This window comes from Brevundimonas olei (assembly GCF_037055245.1).
Lineage (GTDB): Bacteria > Pseudomonadota > Alphaproteobacteria > Caulobacterales > Caulobacteraceae > Brevundimonas > Brevundimonas olei.
On the sequence record NZ_CP146369.1, the window covers coordinates 2,386,035 to 2,397,998 of the forward strand.

13 protein-coding genes and 1 pseudogene are annotated in these 11,964 nt (G+C 67.3%); 8 read left to right on the forward strand and 6 right to left on the reverse strand.

What is annotated here, in order from left to right:
• Positions 1 to 90: 90 nt before the first annotated feature.
• On the forward strand, positions 91 to 1,092 hold the full coding sequence (gene hemB, locus V8J38_RS11570; RefSeq protein WP_338575846.1) for a porphobilinogen synthase: 1,002 nt from the start codon (positions 91 to 93) through the stop codon (positions 1,090 to 1,092).
• 160 nt (positions 1,093 to 1,252) lie between these two features.
• On the opposite strand, the gene V8J38_RS11575 is transcribed toward hemB, so the two are convergent.
• Positions 1,253 to 1,759, reverse strand: a complete 507-nt coding sequence (locus tag V8J38_RS11575; protein ID WP_338575848.1) for a flavin reductase family protein — start codon at positions 1,757 to 1,759, stop codon at positions 1,253 to 1,255.
• Between the two features lie 128 nt (positions 1,760 to 1,887).
• On the opposite strand from V8J38_RS11575, the gene V8J38_RS11580 reads away from it, so the two are divergent.
• Positions 1,888 to 2,790: a flagellar motor protein MotB gene (locus V8J38_RS11580; RefSeq protein ID WP_291781821.1), complete on the forward strand. Its 903-nt coding sequence runs from the start codon at positions 1,888 to 1,890 to the stop codon at positions 2,788 to 2,790.
• Positions 2,791 to 2,923: 133 nt separating this feature from the next.
• Entirely contained in the window at positions 2,924 to 3,655 is a 732-nt protein-coding gene (locus V8J38_RS11585; protein ID WP_338575849.1) for an arginyltransferase, read from the forward strand.
• Between the two features lie 146 nt (positions 3,656 to 3,801).
• Here V8J38_RS11585 and V8J38_RS11590 read toward each other — a convergent pair whose 3' ends face one another.
• From V8J38_RS11590 to parC, 3 genes are all read right to left on the reverse strand, one after another.
• Positions 3,802 to 4,830 (reverse strand): M48 family metallopeptidase, encoded by a 1,029-nt coding sequence (locus V8J38_RS11590; RefSeq protein WP_338575851.1) that lies wholly within the window; start codon positions 4,828 to 4,830, stop codon positions 3,802 to 3,804.
• Positions 4,831 to 4,836: 6 nt separating this feature from the next.
• Positions 4,837 to 5,406: a LemA family protein gene (locus tag V8J38_RS11595; RefSeq protein ID WP_291781813.1), complete on the reverse strand. Its 570-nt coding sequence runs from the start codon at positions 5,404 to 5,406 to the stop codon at positions 4,837 to 4,839.
• A gap of 299 nt (positions 5,407 to 5,705) precedes the next feature.
• Entirely contained in the window at positions 5,706 to 7,919 is a 2,214-nt protein-coding gene (parC, locus tag V8J38_RS11600; protein ID WP_338575853.1) for a DNA topoisomerase IV subunit A, read from the reverse strand.
• A 103-nt stretch (positions 7,920 to 8,022) separates the two neighbouring features.
• Here parC and V8J38_RS11605 point away from each other — a divergent pair, with 103 nt between their 5' ends.
• Positions 8,023 to 9,090 carry an NAD(P)H-dependent flavin oxidoreductase gene (locus V8J38_RS11605; protein ID WP_338575854.1) on the forward strand — a complete coding sequence of 356 codons (1,068 nt, stop codon included), beginning with the start codon at positions 8,023 to 8,025 and terminating at the stop codon, positions 9,088 to 9,090.
• Positions 9,091 to 9,121: 31 nt separating this feature from the next.
• Here the strand turns inward: V8J38_RS11605 and recO are convergent, their stop codons facing one another.
• On the reverse strand, positions 9,122 to 9,853 hold the full coding sequence (gene recO / locus V8J38_RS11610) for a DNA repair protein RecO (protein WP_338575856.1): 732 nt from the start codon (positions 9,851 to 9,853) through the stop codon (positions 9,122 to 9,124).
• Positions 9,853 to 10,308, reverse strand: coding sequence for a nuclear transport factor 2 family protein (locus V8J38_RS11615; protein ID WP_338575857.1), 456 nt, complete (start codon positions 10,306 to 10,308; stop codon positions 9,853 to 9,855). The genes recO and V8J38_RS11615 overlap by 1 nt, the downstream gene beginning before the upstream one ends.
• A 137-nt stretch (positions 10,309 to 10,445) precedes the next feature.
• On the opposite strand from V8J38_RS11615, the pseudogene V8J38_RS16970 reads away from it, so the two are divergent.
• The 4 genes and pseudogenes from V8J38_RS16970 to V8J38_RS11630 all read left to right on the forward strand — a co-directional run.
• Positions 10,446 to 10,601: pseudogene (locus tag V8J38_RS16970) on the forward strand (LuxR C-terminal-related transcriptional regulator); the annotation flags it as partial.
• Positions 10,602 to 10,725: 124 nt separating this feature from the next.
• A complete protein-coding gene (locus tag V8J38_RS11620) occupies positions 10,726 to 11,010 on the forward strand; it encodes a hypothetical protein (protein WP_291781798.1) in 285 nt (94 codons plus the stop codon).
• 93 nt (positions 11,011 to 11,103) lie between these two features.
• Complete coding sequence (locus V8J38_RS11625) at positions 11,104 to 11,460, forward strand: hypothetical protein (RefSeq protein WP_291781796.1); 357 nt, start codon at positions 11,104 to 11,106, stop codon at positions 11,458 to 11,460.
• A gap of 15 nt (positions 11,461 to 11,475) precedes the next feature.
• Complete coding sequence (locus tag V8J38_RS11630; RefSeq protein WP_338575859.1) at positions 11,476 to 11,925, forward strand: hypothetical protein; 450 nt, start codon at positions 11,476 to 11,478, stop codon at positions 11,923 to 11,925.
• Positions 11,926 to 11,964: the final 39 nt, after the last annotated feature.

Below are 11,964 nucleotides of genomic sequence, written 5' to 3' on the forward strand. Positions count from 1 at the left end.
GTCCGCCGGGATGAGCGGGGAGAAAGGGTACGCGCTCGCTTGGACAGTTCGTCTTTTGCCTCTCCCCGCGCTTTGTTTTAAGCCGCGCGCATGACCATGCCCTTCCAGCCCGCCGCCTTCCCCTACGCCCGCCCGCGTCGCCTGCGTTCGCAGCCGTGGGTGCGCCGCCTGGTCGCCGAGACGACCCTGACGCCGGCCGACCTGATCTGGCCGCTGATCGTCCATGACGGCCCGGAAGACCGCCAGCCGGTCGCGTCCATGCCGGGCGTCTTCCGCCTGTCGCCGAAGGAGGCCGCCAAGGCCGCCGTCGAGGCGCGCGATCTGGGCATTCCGATGGTCGCCCTGTTCCCGAACGTGAACGATGGGCTGAAGGACAATGTCGCCACCGTCGCCACCGACCCGGACGGCCTGATCCCCGACTGCATCCGCGCCATCAAGGACGCCGCGCCCGAGATCGGCGTCATGACCGACGTGGCGCTGGACTGCTACACTGACCACGGCCACGACGGCGTTCTGGAGAACGGCCGCATCGTCAACGATCCGACGCTGGAACGGCTGGCCGAACAGGCCTTCATCCACGCCCACGCGGGCGCCGACGCCGTGGCCCCGTCCGACATGATGGACGGCCGCGTCCAAGCCATCCGCGAGGCGCTGGAGGCCAACGGACTCAGCGACACGCTGATCATCAGCTATGCGGCCAAATACGCCTCGGCCTTCTATGGCCCCTATCGCGACGCGGTGGGTTCGTCCAAGTCGCTGACCGGCGACAAGAAGACCTATCAGATGGACTTCGCCAACGCCGAGGAGGCTCTGCGCGAAGTGGCGATGGACCTGTCGGAAGGCGCCGACGCCCTGATCGTCAAGCCGGGCCTGCCCTATCTGGATATCGTCCGACTGGTGTCGCAGACGTTCAAGGTGCCGACCTTCGCCTATCAGGTGTCCGGCGAGTACGCGATGATGCAGGCCGCCTTCGCCAACGGCTGGCTGGACCCGAACCGCGCCATCCTGGAAAGCCTGCACGCCTTCAAGCGCGCAGGCGCATCCGGCGTCATCAGCTATTTCGCGCCGCAAGCCGCGCGGATGATAGGCTGATCTTTCCCTTCTCCCCTTGTGGGAGAAGGTGGCTCGCGTAGCGAGACGGATAAGGGGTTGCTGGACATCGGCCGACGCCAGCCCCCCTTTCATTTCAGATTTCGGAGAGACCCCTCATCCGAGCCCTTCGGGCCCACCTTCTCCCACAAGGGGAGAAGGATCAGGCGGTGGGATCGACCGCTTTGCCGTATTTGCCCCGGAAATAGGTCAGCGCATCGCCCGGTCGGGTATCGAACGCCTCGACCCGGCCGACGATGACCAGGTGGTCGCCCATGACGATGCGGTCGTGCGTCCGACAGGTCAGCCGCGTCACCGCGTTCAGCAGGCGCGGCGGCTCGGGATCATCCACCGCGAACTCATCGTCCGACAGGCGGCAGACGCCCCAGGCGAAACGGTCGGACATGGCCTGATCCTCGACCGGCAGCATATGCACGGCGAACCGATCCGCCCCGGCGAAGGCGTCGTGGCGGTCGGACTTGATGTCCATGCACCACAGCACCAACGGCGGGTCCAGCGAGACGGAGGTGAAGCTGTTCACCGTGATCCCCAGCGGCCCGTCGACCGTATGGGCCGTGACCACGCACACCCCCGTCGCGAACCCGCCCAGCGCCCGGCGATAGGCGCGAGGATCGAAATCGGCGGCAGGTGAAGCGGACGCGTCGGACATGGCCCTCAGCTAGGCCGTGAAGCCCGTATCGGCAAGGGCGCGGCGGGCCGTCGCATGGCGCCGCAACCGCTTCTTAAGCCCCTCATGGGATTTAGGGCGAACGAACACGGTTAAGACGGACCCGCCCCATGGCGCTGAATGATCGCCCGATCCTGATCAAGAAGGTGAAGAAGGTATCCGGACACGGCCACCACGGCGGCGCGTGGAAGGTGGCCTACGCCGACTTCGTCACCGCCATGATGGCCTTCTTCCTGTTGATGTGGCTGATCAACACGACCGATCCGGAGCAGAAGCGCGGCATCGCCGAATATTTCGCCCCGGCCAACGTCTCGGCCTCGACCTCAGGGTCCGGCGGCATCCTGGGCGGCACCTCGCTGGGCGATTCCGAGGGGGCCAAGGGCGCCGGCTCCAACGCCGTCATCGAACAGCTGGCCCCCGAAGCCCCAGACGCGCCGCAGGAAGCGGGCCAGAACTCCAACCTCGCCTCGGCCAGCGAGGCCGCCCTGCGCGCCGAGATCGCCCGTCGCGAGGCCGCCGACTTCGCCAGCGCCGCCGAATCCCTGCGCCAGGCCATGCAGTCCATGCCGGAACTGGCCGAACTGTCGAAACAGCTGATCATCGACCAGACGCCCGAGGGCCTGCGCATCCAGCTGGTGGATCAGGAAGGCCGCTCGATGTTCGAGAACGGCTCCTCGCGCCCCAATCCGCGCGCCCAGTTGCTGCTGCGCGCCGTGGCCAAGGTCATCAACCAGCTGCCCAACCGCATCTCCATCACCGGCCACACCAACGCCGTCGCCGGCTCCAGCCGCGCCAGCAGCCCCGGCGACTGGCCCCTGTCCTCGGCCCGCGCCGACGCCTCGCGTCTGGTGCTGCAGGGCTCAGGCGTGAACACCGACCGGGTCTATTCCGTCGCAGGCAAGGCGGGGTCCGATCCCCTCTATCCCGACGACCCGTCGCTGGCGGGCAACCGCCGCATCGCCATCGTCCTGCTGCGCGAAGCGCCGGTCCTGCCCACGGACACCAGCCTGTGAGGCCGTGCGGCGACGCCCTCGCCGCACGAAGAAGGCTTGCGAAAACGGCTGGTTGCGCGCCAAATCAGAATATGAGCCGCGCGTACCCATCCAGCCCCTGTGCGGGCGCTGATTTCGTCACGGAGCGACAGCCGTGACCCAGCACTTCTTCTCGCGCCAGCTCCGCTTCTTCATGACCGCCAGCGCGCCCTGCCCCTATCTGCCAGGGCAGTTCGAGCGCAAGGTCTTCGCAAACCTGCCGTTCAGCGACGGGGCCGACGTCAACGACGCCCTGACCCAGGCCGGGTTCCGCCGCAGCCAGAACATCGCCTATCGCCCGGCGTGCGAGGCCTGCATCGCCTGCGTCTCGGTACGCATTCCGGTAGCGGATTTCGAACCCTCGCGCTCACGTCGCCGCATCCTGGCGCGCAACGCCGACCTGTCGCGCGACCTGGTCGAGGCCGAGGCGACAATGGAGCAGTTCGACCTATTGCGCCGCTATCTGAACGCCCGCCACCCCGGCGGCGGCATGAGCGACATGGGCTGGCTGGACTATGTGTCGATGGTCGAGGACACCGCCGTCCGCACCCATCTGATCGAATACCGTCTGCCCAGCGAGGATGACGGCCCCGGCCGCCTGGTCGGCGTCTGCCTGACCGACCTGCTGCATGACGGCCTGTCGATGGTCTACAGCTTCTTCGACCCGGCCCTGGAGCGCCGCAGCCTGGGCCGCTTCGCCATCCTCGACCACCTGCATCAGGCCGAGACCGTGGGGCTGCCCTATGTTTACCTCGGCTACTGGGTCCAGGGCTCGCCCAAGATGGACTACAAGGCCGAGTTCCGCCCGCTGGAGGCATTGCGCCCCTGGGGCTGGGAGCGGCTGTAACGCCCTTCTCCCCTTGTGGGAGAAGGTGGCCCGCCAGGGCCGGATGAGGGGTCTCTCAACGCGAGATGGGGCGGCGAGTTGAAGGTCCTGCAACCCCTCATCCGTCTGGCTTCGCCAGCCACCTTCTCCCGCAAGGGGAGAAGGGATCAGGTCGTCGGCACCGCCGTGCCCGCCGCTTGCGGCGCTCCGCCCCACGGCCCGTCGTCCCGACCGCCGGCGAACTGCACCAGCGCCGCGATGCGTTTCTCGATCGGCGGGTGCGTCGCGAACAGGCCCGAGAATCCCGCCTTGTCGGCCGTATTGTCCAGGAACATGCCGCGCAGTTCGTCCGGCGCCTCGACCTTGGACTGGCCCGACACCTTCCTCAGCGCCGAGATCATGGCGTCCGGGTTCTTGGTCAGCTCCACCGCCCCGGCGTCGGCCACATACTCGCGCGTCCGCGACAGGGTCATGCGGATGACGGCGGCCAGGCCGAAACCGATCACCCCGATCGCCAGACCGATCAGGATCAGGGGCATGGCGTTCTTGTTGTTCCCGCCGCGGCCGCCGCGCACATAGAACAGGCTGCGGAACACCAGTTCGGCCACCACGCTGATGATCCCTGCGAAGATCGAGGCGATCACCATGGTCCGCACGTCCTTGTTGATGACGTGGGTCAGTTCGTGCGCCAGGACGCATTCCATCTCGTCGCGGTTCAGGGTCTGCATCAGGCCGCGCGTGACGGTGACGCTGTAGTTGCCCTCGTGCAGGCCGGACGCATAGGCGTTCAGCGACGGACTTTCGATGATGCGCAGGGCGGGCGTCTTCATCCCGCGCGAGATCGCCAGGTTCTCCAGCAGATTATAGAGTTCCGGTTCGACCCGGCGCTCGACCTTTCGCGCGCCGGTCATGACGTCGATCATCATCTGGTTGCCGAAATAGGCGATGACGAACCAGATCGCCGCCGCGATGGCGGCGAAGGGCACGGTCCAGCCCAGCATGGAGGCCGCCCGCGCCAGGTCCTGGCCCAGATCGCCGCCCGAGTTGGGCAGCAGGCCGAACCCCATCATCAGCACCTGGACGCCGAACAGGATGCCGACCAGCAGCACCGGGAACCCGGCCAGCAGGATCGCTGACCGGGCGTTGTTGCGCCAGATGTGGGTCTTGAGGCCGACGGCCTGACCGAAAACCGCCATTGGGGCTTAGAACTTCACCGTCGGCGGCGCGGCGTTCAGGCCGGCGCGCTCGCTTTCGCCCACGTCGAAGAAGGGCTTGTCGGCGCCGAAGCCGAACATCCCGGCGAACAGAACGGTCGGAAACTGGCGGCGCACGGCGTTGAACTCGCTGACCGCATTGTTGAAGAAGCGACGCGCGGCGGCCAGCTTGTTCTCGATGTCCGACAAGTCCATCTGCAACTGCTGGAAGTTGGCGTTGGCCTTCAGGTCCGGATAGGCCTCGGACACGGCGAACAGACGGCCGAGCGTCGCCGTCAGCATGTTCTCGGCCTGCACCTTCTCATCGACGGTGCGAGCCCCCGCGGCGGCGGCGCGCGCCTGGGTCACGGCGTCCAGGGTGCCGCGCTCGTGCGTGGCGTAGCCCTTCACCGTCTCGACTAGGTTGGGGATCAGGTCCTGACGCTGCTTCAGCTGCACGTCGATGTCCGCGAACGACTGGTTCGCCGTCTGATCCAGCTTCACCAGCCGGTTGTAGGCGCCGACCACGACGAACAGCAGAATGACGACGATGACGCCGATGATGATCCAGGTGATCATTGAGCCTCCTCCGAAAGATCAGGCGTGAATATGGGGGGCAACCCGCGTCGCGCCTAATGAAAATCCCGACATACGCGGTCTTCTGACGCACCCAGCTTGTGCGGTGAAAGAACGGCGTACTACGTGTGATGCATGAAGATGAGAGATCAGACCCTCACCGTCCTCCTGGGAATCGGAGCGGTGGCCGCGGGGATCGCCTTCATGGCTTTCCTGGCCGCCTTCCTGTTCAGCATCTACGTGTCGTTCTTCGCCGCGTGAGGCGTCGCGCTCCTCCCCACGCCTTGGAGAGGAGCTGACGATCAGCGGAACTTCCTCAGGCCGCGCGGGCCCTGGCGGCCGGCCCCGGCGCGCTTGCCCAGCCAGTCCTTCCAGTCCGGCCAGTTGCGGCGACGGCCGCCGCCGTCGACCCATTCCGGCCCCTGTTCGGCGTTGAACACCGCCACGTCGGACAGGCCCCCCTGCTTGTAGTTCTGCAGCTTCACGCCCTTGCCACGGCCCATTTCGGGCAGTTCGGCCAGGGGGAAGATCAGCGTCTTGATGTTCTCGCCGATGGTCGCGACATGATCGCCGACAGGCGTCTGGGGGACCCGCAGCATGGCCAGCATCTCGCCGTTCAGCACCTGCTTGCCGCCGCGCTTCTGGGCCAGAAGATCGTTTTCCGGCGCCACGAAGCCGTAACCGGCCTTTGACGCGATCAGCAGCTTCGCATCGGGTTCGTGCGCCACGACATTGATGATCTCAGCCTTCTCGTCGAGGTCGATCATCAGGCGCAACGGTTCGCCATGCCCGCGCCCGGAGGCCAGCTTGTCGGCGCCGATGGTGAAGATGCGGCCGTCCGAGGCGCCGATCAGCAGCTTGTCAGTCGTATAGGCGGGGACCAGGAAGCCCAGCTTGTCGCCTTCCTTGAACTTCAGCTCGGAGGGGTCGTCGACCTTGCCCTTGGCGGCGCGGATCCAGCCGCGATCCGACAGGATGACGGTGATCGCCTCACGCGGGATGAAGGCCTCCGGCGCGACGAAGGCCGAGGCGTCGACCGCCTCGCCGATCACGGTGCGGCGCGGCGAGATCAGCGCCTTGCGCACCGCCTCCAGCTCCTTGCCGATGGCCTTCCACTGCTTGGCCTCGGAGGACGTCAGCGCCTGCAGCGCTGCAAGTTCATCCGACAGCTCCTTGAATTCCTTCTCGATCGTCATCTCTTCGAGACGGGCCAGCTGGCGCAGGCGGGTGTCGAGGATGAAGTCGGCCTGAAGCTCGCTCAGCCCGAAGGTCGTGATCAGGGCCGCCTTGGGCTGCTCTTCCTCGCGGACGATGCGGATCACCTCGTCCAGGTTCAGAAAGACGATGCGCAGGCCTTCCAGCAGGTGCAGCCGCTTCTCGACGCGGGCGATGCGCCACTGGCTTCGGCGGTTCAGCACCACGCGGCGGTGATCCAGGAAGGCCCGCAGGCATTCCTTCAGCCCCATGACGCGCGGCGTGCCGGTGGCGTCCAGCACGTTCATGTTGATGGGGAAGCGCGTCTCCAGATCGGAAAGCTTGAACAGGCTTTCCATAAGGACTTCAGGCTCTACCGTCCGGGACTTGGGCTCCAGGATCAGGCGGATGTCCTCGGCCGACTCGTCGCGGACGTCGGCCAGCAGGGGCGCCTTCTTGTTCTCGATCAGGTCGGCCAGTTGTTCGATCAGCTTGGACTTCTGCACCTGATAGGGGATTTCGGTGACGACGATGCGCCAGACGCCTCGGCCCAGATCCTCGGTGTCCCAGGTGGCACGCAGGCGCACACCGCCCCGCCCCGTCTCATAGGCGTCCAGCATGGACGCATGGCCTTCGACCGACACGCCGCCGGTGGGGAAGTCCGGTCCCGGCACGATCCTGACCAGATCCTCGGTCGTGGCGTCCGGCCGTTCCAGCAGCAGGTGGCAGGCGTCGATCAGTTCGCCCACGTTGTGCGGCGGGATCGAGGTCGCCATGCCCACGGCGATGCCCGACGACCCGTTGGCCAGCAGGTTGGGGAAGCCCGCCGGCAGGACCACCGGCTCCTCGTCCTGATCGTCATAGGTGGGGCGGAAGTCGACCGCGTCCTGATCGATGCCGTCCAGCAGCAGGACGGCGGCGGGCGTCAGCTTGCACTCGGTATAGCGCATGGCCGCCGCGCTATCGCCGTCGATGTTGCCGAAGTTCCCCTGGCCGTCGACCAGCGGATAGCGCTGGGCGAAGTCCTGAGCCAGACGGACCAGCGCCTCGTAAATCGAGGCGTCGCCGTGCGGGTGATAGCCGCCCATGACCTCGCCGACGACCTTGGCGCATTTGCGCGCGGCCGCCTGCGGGTTCAGCCGCATCTGATGCATGGCGTACATGATGCGCCGGTGCACCGGCTTGAAGCCGTCGCGCACGTCGGGCAGCGCGCGGTTGGTGATGGTCGACAGGGCGTAGGCCAGATAGCGGCGCGACAGCGCCTCGCCCATCGGCTCTTCAACGATGCGGCCGCCGTCCGGCGTCGGGGTGTGGATGGTCATACAGCTTCGAATCAATGATCGGACGAGGAAAGTCTAGCGCAGCCGGGGCCTGACGCCGGGATTGTCAGCGCCTATCTGTGCAGAAACGCGCGAAGGAGCCCCGATGAAGACCGCCCTGACCGACCGCCTCGGCCTGTCCTTCCCCTTGATCCAGGCGCCGATGGCCGGAACCTCGACCGCCGAACTGGCCGCCGCCGTGTCGAACGCGGGGGCGCTGGGCTCCATCGCCCTGGGCGCCATCGACGCCGAGGCGAGCCGCAAGGCTATTCTCGCACTGAAGGGGCTGACCGAGCGGCCGTTCAACGTCAATCTGTTCTGCCATGCGCCGGTTGCGGCCGATCCGGCGCGCGACGCGGCATGGATCGACAGCCTGCGCCCGATCTTCAGTGAGTTCGATGCGGCCCCTCCCGAACGCCTCAACGACATCTACCAGAGCTTCCTGACCGACGACGCCAAGCTGGCCGTGCTGGTGGAGGAAAGACCCGCCGTGGTCAGCGTCCATTTCGGCCTGCCGCGCGCCGATCAGATCGCGGCGCTGAAGGCGGCGGGCTGCATCCTGATCGCCAGCGCCACCACGCCCGAGGAAGGCCGCGCCGCCGTCGCCGCCGGGTTCGACATGGTGATCGCTCAGGGGGTCGAGGCGGGCGGCCATCGCGGCGTCTTCGACCCGGCCGACGATCCGCGCTTCGCCACCCTGCCCCTGACGCGTCTGCTGGCGCGCGACCTGCCGGTTCCGGTCATCGCGGCGGGCGGCGTCATGGACGGCGCCGGGATCGCGGCGGCGCTGGCGCTGGGCGCGGCCGGGGCGCAGATGGGCACGGCTTTCGCCGCCTGCCCGGAGTCGGCGGCGGATGCGGCCTATCGTTCGTCGCTGGCGGGACCGGAAGCGGGCCGCACGCGAGTCAGCGCGGCCATCTCCGGCCGTCCGGCGCGCGGGGTCGAGAACGCCTTCATGCGCCGCGCCGATGAGACGAAGATCGCCGCCTATCCGTATGCCTACGATCTCGGCAAGGCGTTGAACGCGGCGGCAAAGGCCAAGGGCGACAACGACTATGCGCCGCGCTGGGCCGGGCAAGCCGCGCCACTGGGCCGTGCCCTGCCCGCCGCTGAACTGGTCGCGGCGCTGGAAAAGGAAACGCACGAGGCGATTGCGGGGTTGGCCCGTCTCTAACCTGCCATCGGGATGAGCGGCCGTGGGGCAGTTACAGCCGCCCCGCCTCGCCCAGCTTGTCGATCATCCAGACGCGCGCGGGCGGCAGCGGCCGGTTCAGGGCGTGAAAAACGAACTGCTCCAGAAAGTGCCCGGTCAGCTCCAGCCCCGCCTTCACGTCGCCCTCGCCCAGCCCCGCCTGCGCGCCCAGCATGAAGGGCGGCAGGGTCAGCAGCTTGTCGGCATAGGGCGCGCCCGCCTCGCGGCTGACGGCGCGGCCGGTGCGGGGGCTGACCCAGATCAGATCGTCCATCGACCCTGTTGAGGCGCAGCGCGACAGGTCGAGACCGAAGCCCAAGTCCTCCAACAACCCGGCCTCGAACCGCACGAAAATGGCGGGCCAGACCTCGGGCACGGCGAACGCGCTCATCAGCGCCTCGAAGGCGTAAAAGGCGCCCGGATGCGGCTCCCGCTCCGGCAGGGCGCCCTGCGCCACCGCAGCGGCGGCGCTGAGACCCGTCAGGGCCAGCGGGTCGTCGAACAGGGCGGCCGGACCTTCGCCCACCGGCTCCAGCCGCGCCGAGCCCAGCTGATCCGACGTCCGCGACCGCAGATCGGCCACGACCCGCGCGCCCGGCTGAAGAAAGGGCCGCATCCGACGCGACGCCCCGCCCGCGACATAGGCGGCGCGACGGCCGTGACGCTCGGTCAGCAGATCGACCACCGCCCCCGTGTCGCCATGCGCCCGCGCCGACAGCACGAAGGCGTCGTCCTGAACCTCCATCAATCGGCCTTGATGGCGTCGACGACAGCGCGCGCCTTGTCGTTCGGCACGGTGAAGCTGAGGACATACTGCTCGATCTTCCAGCCGTCCTCGGTCAGGCGCAGCACGCCCGAGCCGCGCGTCGTTCCATAGGCGTCATTGTCCAGCACCTCGTCGAACCAGGCGATGCAGCGGCAGTCGATCGGGGCGACGGTCACGGTCCGCGCCGTCGGCCGATAGGTCCAGCCCTTGCCTTGCGAGAAGTATGGCGTGGCGTAGGCGCGGAACTCCGGCAGGCTCCACCGCTCGCCCGCGTCGGTGCCGATGAAGCGGGCGTCCGGGGTGAAGGTCGCGAAATAGGCCTCGCCGTCCGCGACCGAGGCGGCGGCGTGCATGGCGTCCAGGGTGCGTTCGACCGAGGCGGTCTCGGCCGGAGCGGCGGATAGCTGGAGCATCATCAGAGCGGCGGCGATCATGGAGATGTTCTAGTCCTGTTCCAACGCTGGGGGAAGCGCATCCGTCTAGAGTCAGGCCAGCCCTTGCCCCTGCCCTCCGGCTGGGCGAAAGGTAACATCGCGTGTTGGGTTAAGGAATCTGACCAGTGACGAGTCTGGTGGAGCGGCTGACGGAGCGGGAACGGCAATGCCTGCAGCTCGTCCATGCCCACTTCAATTCCAAGCAGATCGCACGCCAGCTCGGCATCAAGCCCGGAACCGTCGACCGCCACTGCGAAAACGCCGTGAGAAAGCTGCAGGTCGACAGCCGCGTGGCCGCCGCCCTGGCGCTGGCTTCGGAAAGCCGGTCGCGCATTGGGAACGCTTCCCAAGACGGATCGGCGCCAATGTTCGAGACGGTCGATTTTGCGCTGGATCGGGTCGCTGAAAGGGCGCCCGATGACCGATCCCGAAGACATGATGCCGCCGCTGAAATGGCGCGAGTTGGAAGCCGTGTTTCACCAACTGGCTCCGACCGAAACGAAGAAGCGGATGGTCCGTCATCTGATCGAGGGGACCCGCAAACAAGCGGCGTTCCTTACGCCGACGGCCGTGATGACGGAGCTGGCCTACATCGCCGCAGCGATGCTGGACTCCAACTTCTGTCCCTCGGAGCAGGAAGCGGGCGCCTCGGAAGCCTTCTGGTCGTCTTCGGCGTCGCCGCCGCAGCGGCCTGGATCCTGACAGCTGCAGCCGGCGCCCAGAGGTTCGCCTTCGTGCTGCAGCACCTGCGGTATGGGGGGTGACCCGGCGCCCGTTCAATACGGAACGAGTGATATGAAAAGAAGCGAAGAGGCGACGCTCATCGCCACGAGAATCCAACGCGCCCTGTGCCGCGCCGAACAGGGGCAAGACCAGTCCATCGACCGACTGGGCCAACTGGCCCAGGCCCTGACGCGCGGGCGTCGCGCCGCCGGCCTCTCGACCACCGTCGGCCAGCCGGCCTTCGACGCCCTGGCGCGCGCCATGGCGGCCCAGGTCGAGGCGCAGAAGGCCATGGTCGAACTTCACGGCGCGCTCGCCGAGGTGAAAGGCCAGACGCGTTTCCGCAGCATACGTCTGGGCGGTCTGGACAAGGCGGACGACCCTGTGCCGCGCGAAACCCGTCTGGCCCTGGTTGATCGGGCGGCCTGAATCGATGAGGGTGACATGGCGGCCATGTCACCCATCTACCTCTTCACCCTCGTCTTTCTGGTTCTGACCGCGCTCCTCGCCCTGTGGCGCGGCGGGCCATGGCAACGCGCCCTCTCCATCGCCCTGGGGGTCGCCTGGCTGATTTCCCAGATCGTTCCGTTTGACTACCGCACGCCCCCCTGGGCGGCCGTGTCGGCCGACGGCTTGGTCTTCCTGCTCCTGCTTTACGGCTCTGCGCGAAGCGGAACCTGGTGGATGCCGATTGCCGCGGCCTTCCAGTTCCTGGTGCTCGCCACCCACTATGTCTTCATCACCGACATCAGGCTGGAGCAATGGGCCTATGTCTCGGCCTACTACGTCTGGAACATCGGGCTGATTGCGACGCTGTTCGTCTCCTGCCTGCTGTACCGGCGCAAAGCGCGGGCGCCGCATCCTGCAAGCCACGGAAAAACGCAAGCCGACTAGCGCGATCCCGCTTCCGGGCCGTAAACCAGACCCATGAGC